Raw genomic sequence first — 18625 nt, 5'->3', positions numbered from 1 at the left:
CGGTCGAAAGCTGCATTCGCGCAGGGCACCGAGCGGACGCAAGGGAGGTGAAAGCATCCGCGCGCCGCGCTATGCTGACCCGTCCTCCCATGGGAGAGCCTGGAATGGAACGGCGCGAGGTGAGCCATATCGACCGGGTCCGCTCGGTCATCGATGACGATGCGGCGCCCGCGGCCTCGGCGGTCGCCGCTTCATGGCGGCGCTGCGTCACGCTGCATGGGCTCGACCCGGATGCGCGCCGCGCGCCGGATTTGATCGAAGCGGCGGCGCTCCAGGACGCGCGGGAGCGGCTCGCGCCGCTGCTGCGCGCGGCGCGCAAGCCGCTCGACCGCCTGTTCGCGGCTGTCGCCGAGCTCGGCTGCTGCACATTGCTCAGCAATATCGAGGGCGTGCCGCTCGAGCGACGCAGCGCCGAGTCGGATGCGCCGGATTTCGACGCGCGCGGCCTACGTCCGGGCGCCGTCTGGAGCGAGGCGCGCGAGGGCACCAACGCGATCGGCGCCTGCCTCGCCGAAGGCCGCGCGCTGACCATTCATCGCGATCAGCATTTCCACACGCGCAACACGGGGCTGAGCTGCGCCGCGGCGCCGATCTACGATCATGAGGGGCGCCTCGCCGCCGCCCTCGACGTCTCCAGCAGCCGCGAATCTCTCCCCGGCGGCGTGGTCGCGCTGGTCGCCGTCGCTGTCGCGGAGGCCGCGCGGGCGATCGAGGCCGCGCATTTCCGCGAGGCCTTCGCCGGCGCGCGCATATTGACGGCGCCCTCCGAGCGCGGCGCGGCCTTGCTCGCCGTCGATCGGCACGATCTCGTCATCGGCGCGACGCGCGCGGCGCGGCTCGAGCTCGGCGTCACCGACGCGCGCATAGCCTCGCAGCTTCCCGCCGCCGATCTTCTGGCCGGCGGCGGCGAGGCGGAGGCCGCGCTGCAAAACGCCGAGCTGGAAGACGCCGAGCGCGGCGCCATTCGCCGCGCCCTCGCCCGCGCCAATGGCAATGTCACCGCCGCCGCGCGCCTGCTCGGCGTCAGCCGCGCCACGCTGCATCGCAAGCTCGGCCGGCTCGGATTGTCGCAGGGACATTAGATTCCGTCCCGACTGTCGCAAATCTGCGACACCTCGAGGCCATTCCTGCGTTTCCCCCTCTGGCGCAGCCGGCCGCGCGGGCGGATGATTTCCCCCGACGCCGCAAAGGCGCGTGAAACAGTCAAGGGGAAACGTCATGACGAGGCCCGAATTCCTCCGCTCCGCTACGCCTAAATTCAAGGCGCGCTATGAGAACTTCATCGGCGGCCGCTGGGTCGCTCCGCGCGCCGGCCGCTATTTCGAGAATGTGACGCCGGTCAACGGACAGATTCTCTGCGAGGTTCCGCGCTCCGACGAGACCGACATAGAAATCGCGCTCGACGCCGCCCATGCCGCCAAGGACGCCTGGGGCAGAACCAGCGTCGGCGAACGCGCGCGCATTCTCAACGCGGTCGCCGATCGCATGGAGCAAAATCTCGCGGCGCTGGCGGAAGCCGAGAGCTGGGACAATGGCAAGCCGATCCGCGAGACGACCGCGGCGGACGTTCCGCTCGCCATCGATCATTTCCGCTATTTCGCCTCCGCGATCCGCGCGCAGGAAGGCGGCATATCGGAGCTCGACCACGACACGGTCGCCTATCATTTCCACGAGCCGCTCGGCGTCGTCGGGCAGATCATTCCGTGGAATTTTCCCTTGCTGATGGCGGCGTGGAAGCTGGCCCCGGCGCTCGCCGCCGGCAATTGCGTGGTGCTGAAGCCGGCCGAGCAGACGCCCGCCTCGATACTCGTATGGGCGGAGATCGTCGGCGATCTTCTGCCGGCGGGCGTCGTCAATATCGTCAACGGCTTCGGCCTCGAGGCCGGCAAGCCGCTCGCCTCCTCGCCGCGCATCGCCAAGATCGCCTTCACCGGCGAGACCAGCACGGGACGGCTGATCGGCGAATATGCCGCACGCAATCTCATCCCCGCGACATTGGAGCTCGGCGGCAAATCGCCCAATGTTTTCTTCGCCGATGTGGCGGCGGAGGACGACGCTTTTCTCGACAAGGCGCTCGAAGGCTTCGCCATGTTCGCGCTCAATCAGGGCGAAGTATGCACCTGCCCCAGCCGCGCCCTGGTGCAGCGGAGCATCTATGACAAATTCATCGAGAAGGCGGTGAAGCGCGTCGGCGCCATCGTGCAGGGCGATCCGCTCGACGCCAAGACGATGATCGGCGCGCAAGCCTCCAAGGAGCAGATGGAGAAAATCCTCGGCTATATCGACATCGGCCAGAAGGAAGGCGCGGACATATTGATCGGCGGGGGCCGCGCCGAACTCGGCGGCGATCTTTCCGGCGGCTATTATGTGAAGCCCACAGTGCTCGCCGGCAACAATAAGATGCGCGTGTTCCAGGAGGAGATCTTCGGACCCGTCGTCTCGGTGACGGTGTTCGACACCGACGAAGAAGCGGTGGCGATCGCCAATGACACGATCTTCGGCCTCGGCGCCGGCGTGTGGACGCGCGACGTCAACCGCGCCTATCGCGTCGGCCGCGCCGTGCAGGCGGGACGCGTATGGACCAATTGCTATCACGCCTATCCGGCCCATGCGGCCTTCGGCGGCTACAAGCAGTCCGGCATCGGCCGCGAGAATCATCGCATGATGCTCGATCACTACCAGCAGACGAAGAATCTGCTGGTCAGCTATAGCCCGGACAAGCTCGGCTTCTTCTGAGCGTCCGGCCGGGGCGGCCGTCTCCTCCCTGCGGCCGCCCCGCTCCATTTGATCTCGCTGCTCGGCAGTGCCTGCGGCGGGGCGCCGATAGGAACTTATGCACAGACGTAAACAGACATAACAAGACTGCTTGCGCTATTCGTTCCAATGTCATCAATAGATCGCCATCGATTTTTCTTCGAAGACGATCATGCTCACCGACAGCCGCGAGATCATCCGACGTCTGGAACGCGAAGGCTGGGCGCTCGTTCGCTCCAAAGGCTCGCATCGGCAATACAAGCATCCGACCAAGGTCGGGCGCATCACCGTCGCTCATCCGAAGAAGAATATTCCGCCGAAGACCGCCGCCGACATTTATCGTCAGGCAGGCTGGCCGAAGGACTGACTATTCCGCCGCGCGCGAGAGCCTGTCCCAAGGGGCTTCGATCGCGATGATGAAGGCGGCTCCTTCGAAGCTCTCCGCCCATTCTGGATCGTCTCTCAATTTCGACAATTCGCGCGGCTCGGGGATCGGCGCGCCATCCTCGCGCATTCCCTCCGCCCATAGCTCCAGCGCCTCGGTGGCCATGGCGAAGAGATCGTCGAGTTCGTCGGCCGCCGAAAAGCAGCCGGGCGCGTCTGGAAAGCTCACGCCATAGGCGCTGCCCTCTTCCTGATGGACGATAGCGATATAGGGTTTCATGGCGGCCTGCTTTGAAAGATGCCGGCAATATAGCTCATTCAGCGATTTTGACCACGGCGTCGACGAGCGCCGCCCTGACGCTGGAAAACATGCCTGCTCGGAGCTCCGGCGCGGGCGGGAACGCGCTTGACCCGGTCCTGCGCAAGCGCCAGGATGACGCGGCGGGGACGTCACGCCGGATCGGCGCGGAAGGGCGATCATGAACGCTTTCAGTCGCAACATGCTGCTCGCGCTGGGCGTCGCCGGCTTCGGCTATTTTCTGTGGTCCATCTTCGTCGCCAGCCGCTATCAGGCCCTTTGCGAAATCTCCTATTGGTCCGCGACCGAGGCGCAATTGCGCGCCTGCGACGAGATGCGCTCCTCTCTGCCGAGAAATTGACGAGGCCGCGCCACGCGCGCATTGCGGGACATGGAATGAAAGCCAGACTCTACGCCCTCGCGGCCCTAGCGCTGCTGCTCGCGCCGCACGCCCTCGCCTCGGAAATTCATCTCGATTGCGGGCGCACCGGTCGAACGGTCGCGATCGACATCGACACCGGCCGGCGCTTCGTGCAGCTCATTTGGGAGGATGGCGTCGCCGAGGAATATCGCGATGGCGATAGCTATGTCTCCGGCGCGAGCGGCTCCAGCGACACGCAAAAAGTCACTTATGCGGTCAGCGTCGACAAGGATGCGGTGAGCTTCGGACAGGACCGAATCTGCGTCGCCGCGAGCGGCAAATGCCGAGACCAGCATATTCGCAACCTGCTCGACACAGCCGCCGGCACGCTGAAATATGACGATGGCGGCGTCATCGCCGTGATGAAATGCGCGCTCGCGCCGCCCGGCCGCAGATTCTAGAAGCGTCGCGCCCCTCGAGAAACGCATCGCTCCGCTCCACCTTGCGCCGGGACGGCGCGGTCGCCTAAGAGAGCGCATCCCGATGCGCGGCTCTCGCGCGCGGCGTTCAATCGAAAAGAGGTTCGCGTGGCCGACGACGAAGACTATGTCTATGACGAAGCGAGCGGCGAATGGGTCCCGGCGTCGCAGCTCGCCGCGGCGGCGGCGCAGGCGAAAATCGTGAAGGATTCGGCCGGCAATGCGCTCGCCGACGGCGACTCCGTCACCCTCATCAAGGATCTGAAGGTGAAGGGCGCCAATCAGACGTTGAAGCAGGGCACGGTGATTCGCTCGATCCGCCTCACCGACGATCCGGAAGAAATCGACTGCCGGCACGACACCATCAAAGGATTGGTGCTGCGCACGGAATTCGTGAAGAAACGCTGAGCGGGCGCTACCGCGCCCTCAATGCCCTTGCTCGCCGTGATTGGTCCCATGGCCGCCGGCGAGGCGCTCCGACAGAGCGAAGGCCAGCGTCGAGACGACGAAGGTCAGATGAATGCCGAGATAGAAATACAAATCTCGGTCATTCATATGCGGCACGTCCATGAAGGCTTCGAGCAGCTTGATCGCCGAGATGGCGACAATGGTCGAGAGCAGCTTCAGCTTCAGCTCGGAGAAATCGATCGAGCCCATCCAGTCCGGCCAGCCGGGCTGGCTGTCCGTATCGACCTTGGAGACGAAATTCTCATAGACCGACAGCATGACCGTCACCACCAGCGCGCCGGTGAGCGTCATGTCGATGAGATCGAGCACCAGCAGCGTCATATTGGATTCGGTGGCGGTGACGAGATGCGCCGTCGCCTCGAAGAGATGAACGCCGGCTTTATAGAGCAGCTCCAAGAGCCCGACCGCCAGCATGACGAAGAAGGGCGCGAGCAGCCAGCGCGACATAAACAGGAAGGATTCGAAAAAGCGCTTCATCTTCGACTCGTTCTGGTGGGGAGGCGACGGAGGCGTACACGAATTCGCCGCGCCGGCCAAGCTCGAGGGGACCGGCGCGCGCGCCGATCGCCTCTCTGCCCGCGGAATCGCCTTGACCCCTGCGGTCGTCTCCCGTAACGTCTGATCCGTTATTTCACCTGGAGCGGGCCGTGAAGGGCATTCTTCTCGTAGGCAGGGCGCTGGAGACGGAGCGGGTCTGAACCCGAGCTTCCGCCGCTGGCGCTTATCCGAGGCCCTCCAGGGGGCCTTTTTTATTGCCTATGGGGGCGCGCCCGCGCGGTCCTATGTCTCGAGGGTCGAGAAAAGCGGAGCTGGAGAGAATGGCGAAGCAGATGACCGGAGCGGAAATGGTGGTCGAGGCCCTGAAGGATCAGGGCGTCGAAGTGCTTTTCGGCTATCCCGGCGGCGCCGTCCTTCCGATCTACGACGTTCTCTTCCACCAGGAGAAGGTGCGGCACATTCTCGTGCGCCACGAGCAGGGCGCGGCGCATGCCGCCGAGGGCTACGCCCGCTCCTCCGGCAAGCCGGGCGTGCTGCTCGTCACCTCCGGCCCCGGCGCCACCAACACCATCACCGGCCTCACCGATGCGCTGATGGACTCCATTCCGCTGGTCTGCATCACCGGCCAAGTGCCGACGCATCTCATCGGCTCCGACGCTTTTCAGGAATGCGACACGGTCGGCATCACGCGCCACTGCACCAAGCATAATTATCTGGTGAAGAATATCGCCGATCTGCCGCGCATCCTGCACGAGGCTTTCTATGTCGCCTCCAGCGGGCGGCCGGGGCCGGTGGTCATCGACATTCCGAAAGATGTGCAATTCGCGTCCGGGACCTATACCGGCCCGCGCAATGTGCATCACAAGACCTATCAGCCCAAGCTCGACGCCGACACCGACGCCATTCGCCGCGCGGTGAAGATGATGGCCGCCGCCAAACGGCCGATCTTCTACACGGGCGGCGGCGTCATCAATTCCGGCCCGGCCGCCTCGACGCTGCTGCGCGAATTGGTGTCGCTCACCGGCTTCCCGATCACCTCCACGCTGATGGGCCTCGGCGCCTATCCGGGCTCCGGGCCGAGCTGGCTCGGAATGCTCGGCATGCACGGCACTTTCGAGGCCAATAACGCCATGCACGATTGCGATCTGATGATCGCCGTCGGCTCGCGTTTCGACGATCGCATCACCGGCAGGCTCGACGCCTTCTCGCCCGGCTCGAAGAAAATCCACATCGATATCGATCGCTCCTCGATCAATAAGAATGTGAAGGTCGATCTGCCCATCGTCGGCGATTGCGGCCATGTGCTGGAGAGCATGGTGCGCATCTGGCGCGCCGAGGCGATGCATGCCGAGAAGCAGCCGCTCGACGCCTGGTGGAAGAAGATCGACGAATGGCGCGACCGCAAGTCGCTGGCCTTCCGCAACTCGGACAAGGTCATCAAGCCGCAATACGCCGTGCAGCGTCTCTATGCGCTGACCAAGGATCGCGATCCTTACATCACCACCGAGGTCGGCCAGCATCAGATGTGGGCCGCGCAGCATTATCATTTCGACGAGCCCAATCGCTGGATGACCTCCGGCGGGCTCGGCACCATGGGCTATGGCCTGCCGGCGGCGATCGGCGCGCAGCTCGCGCATCCCAAATCGCTGGTCGTCGACATCGCCGGCGAGGCGTCCATTCTGATGAACATTCAGGAAATGTCGACGGCGATCCAATATCGCCTGCCGGTCAAGGTGTTCATCCTCAACAATGAATATATGGGCATGGTGCGCCAGTGGCAGGAACTGCTGCACGGCGGGCGCTACTCGCACTCCTATTCGGAGGCGCTGCCCGATTTCGTGAAGCTCGCCGAGGCCTTCGGCGCCAAGGGCATTCGCTGCTCCGACCCCGCCGATCTCGATCGCGCGATCCAGGAGATGATCGACTATGACGGGCCGGTGATCTTCGACTGCCTCGTCGAGAAGGGCGAGAATTGCTTCCCGATGATCCCCTCGGGCAAGGCGCATAACGACATGCTGCTCGCCGATCTCTCCGACGACGCCGGAATCGAGCTCGGCTCGATCATCGACGAAAAGGGCAAGATGCTGGTGTGACGCGAGCGCGCATAGCGAGCGGCGGATGGAGCTGCTTCGCTTTCGACTGCTCGCTATTCGCTACTCGCTGGAAACAAACCCATGAACGCTCCCCTCTCCCCGCCCTCGCCCTATTCCTCGCCGACGTCGCGCTCCAATGTGGAGACGCATACGCTCGCCGTGCTGGTCGACAATGAGCCGGGCGTGCTGGCGCGCGTCGTCGGCCTGTTCTCGGGCCGTGGCTATAATATCGAGAGCCTGACGGTGGCGGAGGTCGCCCATGGCGAGCATCTCTCGCGCATCACCGTCGTCACCTCCGGCACGCCGGAGACGATCGAGCAGATTCAGCATCAGCTCGAGCGGCTGGTGCCGGTTCATAAAGTCACCGATCTCACCGTCTCCGCCCGCTCGCTGGAGCGCGAGCTGGCCATGGTCAAGGTGCGCGGCAAGGGCGAGGAGCGCAACGCCGCCCTGCAGCTGGCCGAGGCCTTCCGCGCCCGCGTCGTCGACGCCACGACCGAGAGCTTCATCTTCGAGCTGACCGGAAAGCCGAATAAAATCGATGAATTCGTCGATCTGATGCGCCCGATCGGGCTCGTCGAGGTCTCGCGCACCGGCGTCGCGGCGATCTCCCGCGGGCCGGACCCGATCTGATCGGGCGATCCTCGAGATTTTGACCTTCACGCCATGGGCGCGTAGAAAGGTCCCGCGGAATTGCCCGTCGCCTCGACCGTCTTCCCGAGCCGACGGAAAAACAATGTAAAATCAAGCTGGAAAGACAGGCCTCCGGGACCGCCCGGCGGTCGAGGAACTCTTGAAGCCGAACGACGGCGTCTGTCGTCCTGTGGGGGAAAGCGAGAATATGCGCGTCTATTACGATCGGGATGCCGACATCAATCTGATCAAGGGCAAGAAGGTCGCTGTGGTGGGCTATGGCAGCCAGGGCCACGCCCATGTCCTGAACCTCAAGGATTCGGGCGTCGGCGAGGTCGCGGTCGCGCTGCGCAAGGGCTCCGCCTCCGCCAAGAAGGCCGAGGGCGCCGGCGTCAAGGTGATGGAAGTCGCCGAGGCGGCCAAATGGGCCGATGTCGTCATGATGCTGACGCCGGACGAGCTGCAGGGCGAGATCTACGCCGCCGAGCTCGCGCCGAATCTCAAATCCGGCGCGGCGCTGTTCTTCGCCCATGGCCTCAACATCCACTTCAATCTCATCGAGCCGCGCGCCGATCTCGACATCATCATGGTCGCGCCCAAGGGCCCCGGCCACACGGTTCGCGGCGAATATCTGAAGGGCGGCGGCGTCCCCTGCCTTATCGCCGTGCATCAGAACGCCTCCGGCAATGCGCTCGAGCTCGGCCTCTCCTACGCCTCGGCGATCGGCGGCGGCCGCGCCGGCATCATCGAGACCACCTTCCGCGAGGAATGCGAGACCGATCTCTTCGGCGAGCAGGTCGTGCTCTGCGGCGGCCTCGTCGAGCTGATCCGCAATGGCTTCGAGACGCTGGTCGAGGCCGGCTATGCGCCGGAAATGGCCTATTTCGAGTGCCTGCACGAGGTGAAGCTGATCGTCGACCTCATCTATGAGGGCGGCATCGCCAATATGAATTATTCGGTCTCCAACACGGCCGAATATGGCGAATATGTCACCGGTCCGCGCATCATCACCAAGGACACCAAGGCCGAGATGAAGCGCGTGCTCGAAGATATTCAGTCCGGCAAGTTCACCCGCGACTGGATGCTCGAGAACAAGGTCAGCCAGACGTCCTTCAAGGCCACCCGCGCCCGCAACGCCGCTCATCCGATCGAGGAAGTCGGCGGACGCCTGCGCGGCATGATGCCCTGGATCGGCAAGAACCGGCTGGTCGACAAGGACCGCAACTGATCCTTTTTTCTAAAGGAGACGATCACGACGCCCAGCTCGGATCGAACGCATCGTCGAAAGAGGCGCGGAGAGACGGCCGCCCTCATGACGGGGAAGCGCGATGCAGCCGAAAATCGACGAGCCTGACGAAGAGCATCGTCGCGAATTGAGACGCAACGTCTTCGAGATCACGCGCCTGCGCATGTCGGGCCGGATCGACGAGATGATGCGCTACTTCGCACGCGATGTCGTCGTGCGCTATCACGGCACCAAGGAAGGCCTGTTTCTTCCGGGCGTTCTCCACGGCCGCGACGCGTTCAAGGAGAATATTCGGCTGACCGACGTCAATTACGAGCCGCTCGGCGGCGAGGTGCTGGCGATCCTCGTCGATGGGCCGAAATCATCGGTGCGATGGCGCAACTCCTGGCGCCATCGCAACTCCGGCCGCACGGCGACGCTGGACATGGCGCATTTCCTGTACTGGCGGAACGGGAAGGTGGTCGAGATGTTCGAATATCTCGACTATCACAGCTGGGGACGCTCCGCCGCCGAGGCGCTGATCGAGCGGGACGATCCTCGGCCCCGATAATCGCGGCCCGATAATCGCGGATCGAGGCGTTGCATGACGAATAGCGAAGATTTTTTCTCTCGCCCTCCGCCCGGGCTCGATCGCGACGAAATCCGGCGCCGCGTCGAGCTGCTTGCGCGGCAGCCCGCCGAAAACGGCGATTTCGCCGTCGTCCGGGATTTCTGCGCGCAGGACGTCGTCTGCGAATTCGTCGGCGACAAATCCCGCATCCCCTATGCCGGCCGCCATTTCGGCGTCGACGCGCTGCTGAATATATTGCGCGCGATCAATATCGATTTCGCTCAATCTGAGCAGCAGATCGACGATGTCATCATCGACTCCGGCGGCGTCGCGGCACAGGCCTCGAGGGCCGCGTCGATCTCGCCGATTTCATACGCTTCGAGAATGGCCTCATCGTCGAATTGATCGAGTTCCGCGATTCGATCACCATCCTCTCCATTCAGGGCGATCCGCCCTGGCCTTGAGCGAGCCTGCGTCAGCACCATGCGATTGCGCTTCTCCACGCTCGACGTGTTCACGAACACGCGCTTTGCCGGCAATCCGCTCGCCGTCGTGCTCGGCGCGGACGGGCTCGACAGCGCGACGATGCAGACCATCGCCTGCGAGTTCAATCTGAGCGAGACGGTCTTCGTTCTGGAGCCACGCGATTCCATCAATACCGCGCGGCTGCGCATCTTCACGCCGCTGCGCGAATTGCCCTTCGCCGGCCATCCGACGATCGGCGCGGCGATATTGCTGGCGACGCAGCGCGCGCCCGAGATGCTGACGCGCAATGGAATCGTCATCGCGCTCGAGGAGGAGATCGGCCTCGTCCGCTGCGATGTGGTGAGGGACGCCTCGCGCGCCATTCTCGCGCGCTTCACGGCGCCGCGCCTGCCGGTTCGCGGCGCATGGTCGCCGGAGCCGGCGCCGCTCGCCAAAGCGCTCGGCCTCGAAAGCGAGGAGATCGGTTTCGGCCGTCACGCGCCGTCGACCTTCTCCGCGGGCGTGGAGCTCGTCTTCGTTCCGATCCGCTCGCGCGCGGCGCTGGATCGCGCGCGGCCGGACCCAGCCGCCTTCGCCGCGCTGCTGGGCGAGCGCATCGGCGCCTATCTCTACACGAGTGAGACAGTAGAGCCGGCGAGCGCGGTCGCGGCCCGAATGTTCGCCAATGGCGTCGGCATAGGCGAGGACCCGGCGACCGGCGCGGCGGCGGCGGCCTTCGCCGGAGTCGCCCACGCCTTCGAGGCGCCCGAGGACGGCGAGCATGAATTCGTCATCGAGCAGGGCTACGCCATGGGCCGCCCCTCCCGCATCATCCTCGGCTCGCGAATCGAGGCGGGCGCGCTCGTCGCCGTCACAGTGGCGGGCCATGCGGTGGAAGTGCAGCGCGGAGATCTGGATCTATGAGCGGCGAAGTCGAGATCGTCGGCGTCTCGGCCCTGCATTGCGTCCTCGAGCCGCATGACTGGGCCTTCGACCGGCTGCGCGGCGCGGAGATCGACGCGCATTGGGCCGAGCGCCGCGCCGCCGTGCCGGCGCTCTATGACGGCCCCGTGCTGCTCGCGCACAGCGTCTCGCGCGGCGAGACGGCGCTCGGCGTCAAATTCTTCGAGACGCGCTTCTCGCGTTTCCTCGCCTGGCGGGATTTCGGCTTTCCGGACGCCGGCGTCTACAATTGCTTCTCCATGCCGGCGCTGCGCTCGGCCGACGGCGCCTTTCTGCTCGGCGAGATGGGGGCGGATCATTCCGCCGCCGGCGCGATCTATTTTCCCGCCGGCACGCCGGATCCGAGCGATCTGCGCGACGGCATGGTCGATCTCGAGGCCAATCTGCTGCGCGAGCTCGAGGAAGAAACAGGCATTGCGCCGCAGGAGGCGCGGCTTTCGCCCGACTGGACCATCGTCTACGCCGGGCCGCGCGTCGCCTGCATGAGAATCGCGCAATCGCCGCTGTCCGCCGCAGAGCTGGAAACGCGCGTAAGCTCCTATATCGCCTCGCAGAAAAAGCCGGAGCTGGCTGGCGTGCGCATGGTCGCGCGGCGCGCCGAGCTCGCCGAGCCGCGAATGCTCGGTTTCATCCGCCGTTTTCTCGAGCCGCTGCTGCCCCCATGAGCAAATGGGGGCTGAATTTCCTGGCGGCGCGGTGTAGATTACTCCTCATGAGCAAAGTGCAGGCGATCGGCGGCCATGCGGCGCGGCCGGGCGGACAGACTCCGCCCGCTGACAGCGCGCGCGCCATTCGCGGCGCACTGCTCGGCCGCTCGCTCGTGCTGGTTGGCATGATGGGCTCCGGCAAGACCTCCATCGGCCAGCGTCTGGCGCAGCGCCTCGGCCTGCCGTTCAAGGACGCCGACGCCGAGATCGTCGCCGCCGCGGCGGGAATGTCGATCCCCGATATTTTCGCCAAATATGGCGAGGCGCATTTCCGCGACTGCGAGCGCCGCGTCATCGCCCGGCTGCTCGCCGGCGAGCCCTGCGTGCTGGCGACCGGCGGCGGCGCCTTCATGGACGAGACCACGCGCAACCGCGTGAAGGAGCGCGGCGTCTCGCTGTGGTTCGACGCCGCTCACGACGTTCTGCTGCGCCGCGTGCGCCGCAAGGGCGACCGGCCGCTGTTGCAGACCAGCGACCCCGCCGCCGTATTGCGCCGGCTGATGGACGAGCGCTATCCCGTCTATCGTCAGGCCGACATCGCCGTGCTCTCCCGCGATGTGGCGCATGAGGTGATGGTCGAAGAGACGATCGCGGCGCTGCTGGCATGGGCGCATGGCGCGCCGGAGAGCGCGACTACACGAGGATTCGATCGATTCATGACGTCACGAACGCCGCCCGCCCCCGTCGAGCCGCAGACTGTCGAAGTGGGGCTCGGCGGCCGCGCCTATGACATCATCATCGGCGCCGGGCTGCTGGAGCAGGCGGGCGAGCATCTCGCCCGCATCGCGCCGGGCGCGGCCTGCGCCGTCGTCACCGACGCCAATGTCGCCCGGCTGCAATTGCCCGTGCTGCGCCAGAGCCTCGAGAAAAGCGGCATTCGCACTGTCTCCATCGTCGTCGAGCCGGGCGAGGCGTCCAAATCCTTCCCGGTCTTCCAGCGCGTCTGTGAGGAGATTCTCGAGGCGCGCATCGAACGGCGCGATGTGGTGCTGGCGCTCGGCGGCGGCGTTGTCGGCGACCTCGCCGGCTTCGCGGCGGCGAGCGTGCGGCGCGGCTCCCGCTTCGTGCAGGTTCCGACCACGCTGCTGGCGCAGGTCGACTCCTCCGTCGGCGGCAAGACCGGCATCAACACGCCGCAAGGCAAGAATCTCGTCGGCGCCTTCTATCAGCCCGCGCTGGTGCTGGCCGATGTCGACGCCCTGGCGACGCTGCCGCTGCGCGAGTTCCGCGCCGGCTACGCCGAAGTGGTCAAATACGGACTCATCGACGACGCCTTCTTCTTCGAATGGCTGGAGAACAACGCTTCCGCCGTCTTCGCCGACCGCGCCGCGCGCGTGGAGGCGATCTCGGTGAGCTGCCGCTCCAAGGCCAAGATCGTCGCCCGCGACGAGACCGAGCAGGGCGACCGCGCGCTGCTCAATCTCGGCCATACTTTCGGCCATGCGCTGGAGCGGCTCGTGCATTACGACGGCGAGCGCCTCGTCCATGGCGAGGGCGTCGCCATCGGCCTCGTCTGCGCCTTCCGCTTCTCGGCGCGGCTCGGCCTCTGCAGCCAGCAGGACGCCGAACGCGTCGGCCGCCATCTGACCCGCGTCGGCCTGCCGACCCGCATTCGCGATATTTCCGGCTGGCGCGACGACGCCGACGCCATGCTCGACGCCATGTTCCAGGACAAGAAGGTCGAGAAAGGCGCGCTCACCTTCATTCTCGCGCGCGGCATCGGACGCTCCTTCGTCGAGAAGGGCATAGACGTGGACCAACTGCGCAGTTTCCTCAAAGACGAAATCGCGCGCGAATAGGGGCGTCATGCACGGCGGAGCGGAAGCGGGCCTGGAGAATGTCGACATCTGGGTCGCGACACTAGTCGTATTGCTGTGCGTGCTTCTCTCGGCCTTCTTCTCGGCCTCCGAGACGGCGCTGACAGCGGCGTCCCATGCGCATATGCACGCGCTGGAGAAGGAGGGCGACCACCGCGCGGCGCTGGTCAATCGTCTGCTGCGCCAGCGCAACCGCATGATCGCGGCGCTGCTTCTCGGCTCCACTCTGGTCAATATCGGCGGCTCGGCCTTCACCACCAGCGTGCTCGTCTATCTCACCGGCGAGAGCGGCGCCGTCTACGCCACCATCATCATGACGGCGCTGCTGCTGGTCTTCGCCGAAGTGCTGCCCAAGACCGTGGCGATCAACCATCCCGATCGGCTGTCGCTGCGCGTCGCGCGCGTCATCAGCGTCTTCGTCGCCGTCTTCGGCCCGCTGCTCTTTGCGGTGGAGGCCTTCGTGCGCGGCGTGCTGAAGCTCGTCGGCGTCGAGATCGGCCATGGCCGCACGCTGCTCTCGCCCTATGACGAGCTCAAGAGCGCCGTCGACATCATGCACGAAGAGGGAACCGTCGAGCGCAATTGGCGCGACATGTTCGGCGGCGTGCTCGATCTTCAGGTGCTGCATGTCGCCGATGTGATGATCCATCGCACCAAAATGCGCACCATCGACGCCGATCTTCCGCCCGAGCAGATCGTGCGCGAAGTGCTCGCCTCGCCTTTCACGCGTATGCCCTTGTGGCGCGACCGGCCGGATAATTTCATCGGCGTCATCCATTCCAAGGACCTGCTGCGCGCGCTCGATGCGGCGAAAGCGGACTTCTCCCAGCTCGATATAGACGACATAGCGCTCGAGCCCTGGTTCGTGCCGGAATCGACGACGCTCGAGGATCAGCTCGAAGCGTTTTTGAAGCGCAAGACGCATTTCGCGCTGGTCGTCGACGAATATGGCGAGGTGATGGGCCTCGTCACGCTCGAGGACATTCTCGAGGAGATCGTCGGCGACATTCGCGACGAGCATGATCTCGCAATGCAGGGCGTGCGGCAGCAGCCGGACGGCTCGGTGCTCGTCGACGGCGCAGTGCCGCTACGCGATCTCAATCGCGTGATGGAGTGGAGCCTGCCCGACGAGGAGGCGACGACGATCGCCGGCCTCGTCATCCATGAGGCCGCGGCCATTCCCGAGGCTGGGCAGGTGTTCAACTTCCACGGCTTCCGCTTCGAGGTGCTGCGCAAGATGCGCAATCGCATCACCGTGCTGAAAGTGACCCCGACCGAGGCCCAAGAGCCGGGCTGACGCGCGCCCGGCTCACGCCGCGCTCTCTTCGGCCGGACCTTCGTCGAAACGCCGCCGCGCCGCGACGATCGCCGAATGGCTCTGCTCCGCCCAGCGAATGAGCGCGGCGAGCGGCTCCATCATGGCGACGCCGAGCGGCGTCAGCCGATAATCCACGCTCGGCGGCTTGGTGGGATACACGCGGCGCGCGACCAGCCCGTCCCGCTCCAGAGTGCGCAGCGTCTGCGTCAACATGCGCTTGGAAATATCGGGCGCCGCGCGGCTGAGCGCGCCGAAGCGCTGCGGCCCGCCGGCCAGCGCCATCAAAATCAGCGTCGTCCATTTGTCGCCGACGCGATCCAGCACATCGCGCACCGGACAGCGGCTCGCATCCAGCGCCACCTCTCGCCATGCGTCGAATTTGCGCGCGAGCTCCTCCCGCGCATTGGCGATGGTTCCCTCGGCGTCGCCTGGTCCCAAAAAACTGCCTCCTTCACGGGCTCTTCGGTCTTGGTTAGAGACCTTGTATCAGAAACGAACCCGAAAGGAACGCTGTTATGACTTCCCCTGCTCAGCCGCGCATTTTCGTCACCGGCGCGACCGGCCAGCTCGGCCGGCTCGTCATAGGCGCACTGCTGCGAAGCGTTCCGGCGACGCGCATCGTCGCCGGCGTGCGCCGGACCGACAGCGACGCCGCCCGCGATCTCGCCGCCCTCGGCGTGGAGCTGCGCATCGCCGATTATTCCCGCCCGGAGACGCTGGCCCCGGCCTTCGCGGGCGTCGATCGGCTGCTGCTGATCTCCTCGAGCGAGATCGGCCAGCGAACGGCTCAGCATCGCAATGTCATAGAGGCGGCGACGCGAGTCGGCGTCGGGCTCATCGCCTATACGAGCCTGCTGCGCGCCGATGTCTCGCCGCTGGCGCTGGCGCAGGAGCATCGCGAGACGGAGGCGATCTTGCGCGCCTCGGGAACGCCTTTCGTGCTGCTGCGCAACGGCTGGTATACGGAGAATTACGCCGCCTCCATCGCCCCGGCGCTGGCGCATGGCGTCTTCATCGGCTGCGCCGGCGAGGGCCGGATCGCCTCCGCCGCCCGCGCCGATTACGCCGAGGCCGCGGCCGCCGTGCTGACGGGCGAAGATCACGCCGGCCGCGTCTATGAACTGGCCGGAGACGACGCCTATACGCTCGGGCAATTCGCCGCCGCGATCGGCGAGGCCGCGGGGCGGAAGATCGACTATCAGAACCTGCCCGAGGCCGATTTCGCCGCCGCTCTCGTCCGCGCCGGCCTGCCGGACGGATTCGCCGCTCTGCTGGCCGATTCCGACGCCGGCGCGGCGAAGGGCGCGCTGTTCGACAATGGCCTCCAGCTCAGGGCGCTGATCGGTCGGCCGACGACGCCTTACGAGGTCACGATCGCGCAGACATGGGCGACTCTCGCCGCACTCTCCAGCGCCGAATGACGCGACGCGCTTCGATCCCGCGGGCGCGAGTGATAAGCTCCCGCGAATGAGCAAAGCGGCGGCGGATTTCTTCACAGTCACGGTCGGCGCGCCTTTGCGCCGCGTGACCTTCGGCAATCATCTGCCGCTCGCCCTCATCGCCGGCCCCTGCGCGCTGGAGAGCCGCGCGCAGGGCCTCGAAATTGCGCAGGCTCTGGCCGAGCTGGCCGCTCGGCTGCAAATCGGCGTCGTCTTCAAAGCCTCCTTCGACAAGGCCAATCGCAGCTCGGGCGCCTCGGGGCGCGGCCTCGGCCTTTCCGCCTCTCTGCCGATCTTCGCCGAGATCAAGGAACGCTTCGGCCTTCCCATCCTCACCGACGTCCATGAGGCCGCGCAATGCGCGCCTGTCGCCGAAGTGGCGGATATTCTGCAAATCCCCGCCTTCCTCTGCCGCCAGACCGATCTCCTCGCGGCGGCGGCGCGCACAGGGCGCGTCGTCAATGTGAAGAAGGGCCAGTTTCTCGCGCCCTGGGACATGCGCCACGCCATAGACAAGCTGCGCGCCGAGGGCGCCGCCGGCGCGCTGGCGACCGAGCGCGGAACCAGCTTCGGCTATAACGCCCTCGTCTCCGACATGCGCGCGCTGCCCATTCTCGCCGAGACGACCGGCGTTCCGGTCATTTTCGACGCCACCCATTCCGTGCAGCAGCCGGGCGGGCTCGGCGCGGCCTCCGGCGGCGAGCGACGCTTCGTCCCCGTGCTGGCGCGGGCGGCTGTGGCGGTGGGCGTCGCCGGTCTCTTCATCGAGACGCATCCCGATCCCGACAGCGCCGTCTCCGACGGGCCGAATATGATCCCGCTGCGCGATCTGCCGGCGCTGCTCGAGGAGCTTTTAGCCTTCGATCGGCTGGCGAAGGCGCTGCGATAGAGCGATCAGCCCCGCCCGCGATAGGGCGGCACGCCCTGATCCGGCAGCCAGAGTCCCGCAGGCGGCTCGCCCGTCTGCCAGAAGACGTCGATCGGAATGCCGCCGCGCGGATACCAATAGCCGCCGATGCGCAGCCAGCGCGGCGTCATCGCCGCCGCCAGATCCTTGGCGATGCGGATGGTGCAATCCTCGTGGAAGGCGCCGTGATTGCGATAGCTGCCGAGATAGAGCTTCAGCGATTTCGATTCGACGAGCCATTCCATCGGCGCGTAATCGATGACGATATGCGCGAAATCCGGCTGACCGGTCACTGGGCAGAGCGAGGTGAATTCCGGCGCGACGAAGCGGACGAGATAGGTCTCACCCGGATGCGGATTGGCCACGAGGTCGAGCTCGGCCTCGTCCGGCGAATTGGGCAGCGCCGTCTTCTGCCCGAGCAGCGCGGCGCCCTTGTGCGTCTTCGTCATGAAGAAAGCTCTTAACGCGACGCCCGCCCGCGTCAATCGGGAATGCGACCCGCCGAAACGAGACCGGCGCGCAAGCTCGCGATGGAAAGGCGAGGAGAGCCTTTCATGGAGAGATCACGGGCGCTCGCCCGCATCCGGACGCATGATCTTTTTCAGACTATCCGGCGGAATGCGAATATCGGCGACCTTCCACGTCCAATCGGTGAGAGCGAAGACGATGGCGACGCCATCCTTGTGGGTGATGAGAAACCGCGTCGGCGACACGAGCTCGAAACGATCGGCGAAGCGCCTCAGATCGAGCTCCTTCATCCGGCCGGCTTCGGCGCCGCCTTCGGGCTCCGGACCGGGCTGGGGCGCGGAGGCGCGCCGCGCCAGCAGGGCGCCGATGGTGGACGGCGAGACGAATCGGTCCACCGCCGTGTCGATGAGCGCGGGACCGAGCGCCGCCAGCAGGCCGGCGCCCAGCCGCGCGCCGGCGTTGCGGCTCTTGTCGGTCTCCCCCAGCGCACGCGACATCACGACGGTTCCCAGCTGCTCCTTGATCGAGGCGCGCACGGCGGGGAAATCGACATGGTCCGAAATGGCCGCAGCGTCGCCCGCTCTCACGCCGGCCTCGAGCTGGCGCAGCGAGAGAAAGGCGTAGCCGGCGTAGAGAAGCGCGAGAGCCAGCAGCGCGAGAAAGGCAGAGAGAGCGCGTCGCATGATATGTCCCCGGAAAGGCCCGCCCGCGAAGCAGGCCGCGCGGCGCCGTCCGGTTCTGAGCCCGCGACGCCTCTCTTGCAAGCGCGCCGATTAT

Annotated in this window: 22 protein-coding genes; 16 read left to right on the top strand and 6 right to left on the bottom strand. The window is 65.9% G+C overall.

What is annotated here, in order from left to right; genetic code table 11:
- Positions 1 to 104 precede the first annotated feature (104 nt).
- From C5689_RS11070 to C5689_RS11060, 3 genes are all read left to right on the top strand, one after another.
- Complete coding sequence (locus C5689_RS11070) at positions 105 to 1082, top strand: helix-turn-helix domain-containing protein (protein WP_108917334.1); 978 nt, start codon at positions 105 to 107, stop codon at positions 1080 to 1082.
- Positions 1083 to 1218: 136 nt separating this feature from the next.
- A complete protein-coding gene (gene adh, locus C5689_RS11065) occupies positions 1219 to 2736 on the top strand; it encodes an aldehyde dehydrogenase (RefSeq protein ID WP_108917333.1) in 1518 nt (505 codons plus the stop codon).
- A 190-nt stretch (positions 2737 to 2926) separates the two neighbouring features.
- Positions 2927 to 3121 (top strand): type II toxin-antitoxin system HicA family toxin, encoded by a 195-nt coding sequence (locus C5689_RS11060; protein WP_108917332.1) that lies wholly within the window; start codon positions 2927 to 2929, stop codon positions 3119 to 3121.
- Here the strand turns inward: C5689_RS11060 and C5689_RS11055 are convergent, their stop codons facing one another.
- Positions 3122 to 3418, bottom strand: coding sequence for a type II toxin-antitoxin system HicB family antitoxin (locus tag C5689_RS11055; RefSeq protein WP_108917331.1), 297 nt, complete (start codon positions 3416 to 3418; stop codon positions 3122 to 3124).
- Positions 3419 to 3617: 199 nt separating this feature from the next.
- On the opposite strand from C5689_RS11055, the gene C5689_RS11050 reads away from it, so the two are divergent.
- The 3 genes from C5689_RS11050 (at position 3618) to C5689_RS11040 (ending at position 4684) form a co-directional block, all read left to right on the top strand.
- Positions 3618 to 3797, top strand: a complete 180-nt coding sequence (locus C5689_RS11050; RefSeq protein ID WP_108917330.1) for a hypothetical protein — start codon at positions 3618 to 3620, stop codon at positions 3795 to 3797.
- A gap of 35 nt (positions 3798 to 3832) precedes the next feature.
- Positions 3833 to 4258, top strand: coding sequence for a hypothetical protein (locus C5689_RS11045; protein WP_108917329.1), 426 nt, complete (start codon positions 3833 to 3835; stop codon positions 4256 to 4258).
- 126 nt (positions 4259 to 4384) lie between these two features.
- Positions 4385 to 4684 (top strand): alkylphosphonate utilization protein, encoded by a 300-nt coding sequence (locus C5689_RS11040; protein ID WP_108917328.1) that lies wholly within the window; start codon positions 4385 to 4387, stop codon positions 4682 to 4684.
- 18 nt (positions 4685 to 4702) lie between these two features.
- Here the strand turns inward: C5689_RS11040 and C5689_RS11035 are convergent, their stop codons facing one another.
- Positions 4703 to 5221 carry a YqhA family protein gene (locus C5689_RS11035; RefSeq protein ID WP_108917327.1) on the bottom strand — a complete coding sequence of 173 codons (519 nt, stop codon included), beginning with the start codon at positions 5219 to 5221 and terminating at the stop codon, positions 4703 to 4705.
- Positions 5222 to 5562: 341 nt separating this feature from the next.
- Between C5689_RS11035 and C5689_RS11030 the strand changes: the two genes are divergently transcribed.
- From C5689_RS11030 to C5689_RS11015, 4 genes are all read left to right on the top strand, one after another.
- Positions 5563 to 7335 carry an acetolactate synthase 3 large subunit gene (locus tag C5689_RS11030; protein WP_108917326.1) on the top strand — a complete coding sequence of 591 codons (1773 nt, stop codon included), beginning with the start codon at positions 5563 to 5565 and terminating at the stop codon, positions 7333 to 7335.
- An 81-nt stretch (positions 7336 to 7416) separates the two neighbouring features.
- Positions 7417 to 7968 (top strand): acetolactate synthase small subunit, encoded by a 552-nt coding sequence (ilvN, locus tag C5689_RS11025; protein ID WP_024881200.1) that lies wholly within the window; start codon positions 7417 to 7419, stop codon positions 7966 to 7968.
- A gap of 208 nt (positions 7969 to 8176) precedes the next feature.
- The gene (gene ilvC, locus C5689_RS11020) at positions 8177 to 9196 is read left to right on the top strand and encodes a ketol-acid reductoisomerase (RefSeq protein ID WP_108917325.1); all 1020 of its coding nucleotides are present in this window, start codon (positions 8177 to 8179) and stop codon (positions 9194 to 9196) included.
- Between the two features lie 145 nt (positions 9197 to 9341).
- Positions 9342 to 9764 (top strand): nuclear transport factor 2 family protein, encoded by a 423-nt coding sequence (locus tag C5689_RS11015; RefSeq protein ID WP_244594670.1) that lies wholly within the window; start codon positions 9342 to 9344, stop codon positions 9762 to 9764.
- Positions 9765 to 10045: 281 nt separating this feature from the next.
- Here C5689_RS11015 and C5689_RS18230 read toward each other — a convergent pair whose 3' ends face one another.
- Complete coding sequence (locus C5689_RS18230; RefSeq protein WP_146188375.1) at positions 10046 to 10249, bottom strand: hypothetical protein; 204 nt, start codon at positions 10247 to 10249, stop codon at positions 10046 to 10048.
- On the opposite strand from C5689_RS18230, the gene C5689_RS11005 reads away from it, so the two are divergent.
- From C5689_RS11005 to C5689_RS10990, 4 genes are read left to right on the top strand one after another with little or no spacing between them, the layout of a single operon-like run.
- Positions 10248 to 11153: a PhzF family phenazine biosynthesis protein gene (locus tag C5689_RS11005; RefSeq protein ID WP_108917322.1), complete on the top strand. Its 906-nt coding sequence runs from the start codon at positions 10248 to 10250 to the stop codon at positions 11151 to 11153. The genes C5689_RS18230 and C5689_RS11005 overlap by 2 nt on opposite strands.
- The gene (locus C5689_RS11000; RefSeq protein ID WP_108917321.1) at positions 11150 to 11857 is read left to right on the top strand and encodes an NUDIX hydrolase; all 708 of its coding nucleotides are present in this window, start codon (positions 11150 to 11152) and stop codon (positions 11855 to 11857) included. The genes C5689_RS11005 and C5689_RS11000 overlap by 4 nt, the downstream gene beginning before the upstream one ends.
- A 47-nt stretch (positions 11858 to 11904) precedes the next feature.
- The gene (gene aroB / locus C5689_RS10995; RefSeq protein WP_108917320.1) at positions 11905 to 13698 is read left to right on the top strand and encodes a 3-dehydroquinate synthase; all 1794 of its coding nucleotides are present in this window, start codon (positions 11905 to 11907) and stop codon (positions 13696 to 13698) included.
- A 7-nt stretch (positions 13699 to 13705) separates the two neighbouring features.
- Entirely contained in the window at positions 13706 to 15013 is a 1308-nt protein-coding gene (locus C5689_RS10990) for an HlyC/CorC family transporter (RefSeq protein ID WP_108917319.1), read from the top strand.
- A gap of 12 nt (positions 15014 to 15025) precedes the next feature.
- On the opposite strand, the gene C5689_RS10985 is transcribed toward C5689_RS10990, so the two are convergent.
- Positions 15026 to 15472, bottom strand: coding sequence for a winged helix-turn-helix transcriptional regulator (locus tag C5689_RS10985; RefSeq protein WP_108917318.1), 447 nt, complete (start codon positions 15470 to 15472; stop codon positions 15026 to 15028).
- A 77-nt stretch (positions 15473 to 15549) separates the two neighbouring features.
- Between C5689_RS10985 and C5689_RS10980 the strand changes: the two genes are divergently transcribed.
- Positions 15550 to 16455, top strand: a complete 906-nt coding sequence (locus tag C5689_RS10980; RefSeq protein ID WP_108917317.1) for an SDR family oxidoreductase — start codon at positions 15550 to 15552, stop codon at positions 16453 to 16455.
- Positions 16456 to 16501: 46 nt separating this feature from the next.
- A complete protein-coding gene (gene kdsA / locus C5689_RS10975; protein WP_108917316.1) occupies positions 16502 to 17362 on the top strand; it encodes a 3-deoxy-8-phosphooctulonate synthase in 861 nt (286 codons plus the stop codon).
- Between the two features lie 5 nt (positions 17363 to 17367).
- On the opposite strand, the gene queF is transcribed toward kdsA, so the two are convergent.
- Complete coding sequence (gene queF, locus C5689_RS10970) at positions 17368 to 17829, bottom strand: preQ(1) synthase (protein WP_108917315.1); 462 nt, start codon at positions 17827 to 17829, stop codon at positions 17368 to 17370.
- A gap of 114 nt (positions 17830 to 17943) precedes the next feature.
- Positions 17944 to 18531, bottom strand: coding sequence for a DUF2939 domain-containing protein (locus tag C5689_RS10965; RefSeq protein WP_108917314.1), 588 nt, complete (start codon positions 18529 to 18531; stop codon positions 17944 to 17946).
- Between the last annotated feature and the right edge of the window lie 94 nt (positions 18532 to 18625).

The organism is Methylosinus sporium (genome assembly GCF_003113265.1).
Classification (GTDB): Bacteria; Pseudomonadota; Alphaproteobacteria; order Rhizobiales; family Beijerinckiaceae; genus Methylosinus; species Methylosinus sporium.
The sequence above is the reverse complement of the archived record's forward strand: the minus strand, read 5'-3'. Positions and strand labels throughout refer to the sequence as shown.

Excerpts from the sequence above, each read along its gene's own strand:
- C5689_RS10990 (WP_108917319.1), top strand. The coding sequence starts at position 13,706 with ATGCACGGCGGAGCGGAAGCGGGCCTGGAGAATGTCGACATCTGGGTC.
- C5689_RS11050 (WP_108917330.1), top strand. The coding sequence starts at position 3,618 with ATGAACGCTTTCAGTCGCAACATGCTGCTCGCGCTGGGCGTCGCCGGC.
- kdsA (WP_108917316.1), top strand. The coding sequence starts at position 16,502 with ATGAGCAAAGCGGCGGCGGATTTCTTCACAGTCACGGTCGGCGCGCCT.
- ilvN (WP_024881200.1), top strand. The coding sequence starts at position 7,417 with ATGAACGCTCCCCTCTCCCCGCCCTCGCCCTATTCCTCGCCGACGTCG.
- C5689_RS10980 (WP_108917317.1), top strand. The coding sequence starts at position 15,550 with ATGACTTCCCCTGCTCAGCCGCGCATTTTCGTCACCGGCGCGACCGGC.
- queF (WP_108917315.1), bottom strand. The coding sequence starts at position 17,829 with ATGACGAAGACGCACAAGGGCGCCGCGCTGCTCGGGCAGAAGACGGCG.
- C5689_RS11070 (WP_108917334.1), top strand. The coding sequence starts at position 105 with ATGGAACGGCGCGAGGTGAGCCATATCGACCGGGTCCGCTCGGTCATC.
- C5689_RS11000 (WP_108917321.1), top strand. The coding sequence starts at position 11,150 with ATGAGCGGCGAAGTCGAGATCGTCGGCGTCTCGGCCCTGCATTGCGTC.
- C5689_RS11055 (WP_108917331.1), bottom strand. The coding sequence starts at position 3,418 with ATGAAACCCTATATCGCTATCGTCCATCAGGAAGAGGGCAGCGCCTAT.
- C5689_RS11045 (WP_108917329.1), top strand. The coding sequence starts at position 3,833 with ATGAAAGCCAGACTCTACGCCCTCGCGGCCCTAGCGCTGCTGCTCGCG.
- C5689_RS11005 (WP_108917322.1), top strand. The coding sequence starts at position 10,248 with ATGCGATTGCGCTTCTCCACGCTCGACGTGTTCACGAACACGCGCTTT.
- C5689_RS11035 (WP_108917327.1), bottom strand. The coding sequence starts at position 5,221 with ATGAAGCGCTTTTTCGAATCCTTCCTGTTTATGTCGCGCTGGCTGCTC.
- C5689_RS10965 (WP_108917314.1), bottom strand. The coding sequence starts at position 18,531 with ATGCGACGCGCTCTCTCTGCCTTTCTCGCGCTGCTGGCTCTCGCGCTT.
- C5689_RS11060 (WP_108917332.1), top strand. The coding sequence starts at position 2,927 with ATGCTCACCGACAGCCGCGAGATCATCCGACGTCTGGAACGCGAAGGC.
- C5689_RS18230 (WP_146188375.1), bottom strand. The coding sequence starts at position 10,249 with ATGGTGCTGACGCAGGCTCGCTCAAGGCCAGGGCGGATCGCCCTGAAT.
- ilvC (WP_108917325.1), top strand. The coding sequence starts at position 8,177 with ATGCGCGTCTATTACGATCGGGATGCCGACATCAATCTGATCAAGGGC.
- aroB (WP_108917320.1), top strand. The coding sequence starts at position 11,905 with ATGAGCAAAGTGCAGGCGATCGGCGGCCATGCGGCGCGGCCGGGCGGA.
- adh (WP_108917333.1), top strand. The coding sequence starts at position 1,219 with ATGACGAGGCCCGAATTCCTCCGCTCCGCTACGCCTAAATTCAAGGCG.
- C5689_RS11030 (WP_108917326.1), top strand. The coding sequence starts at position 5,563 with ATGGCGAAGCAGATGACCGGAGCGGAAATGGTGGTCGAGGCCCTGAAG.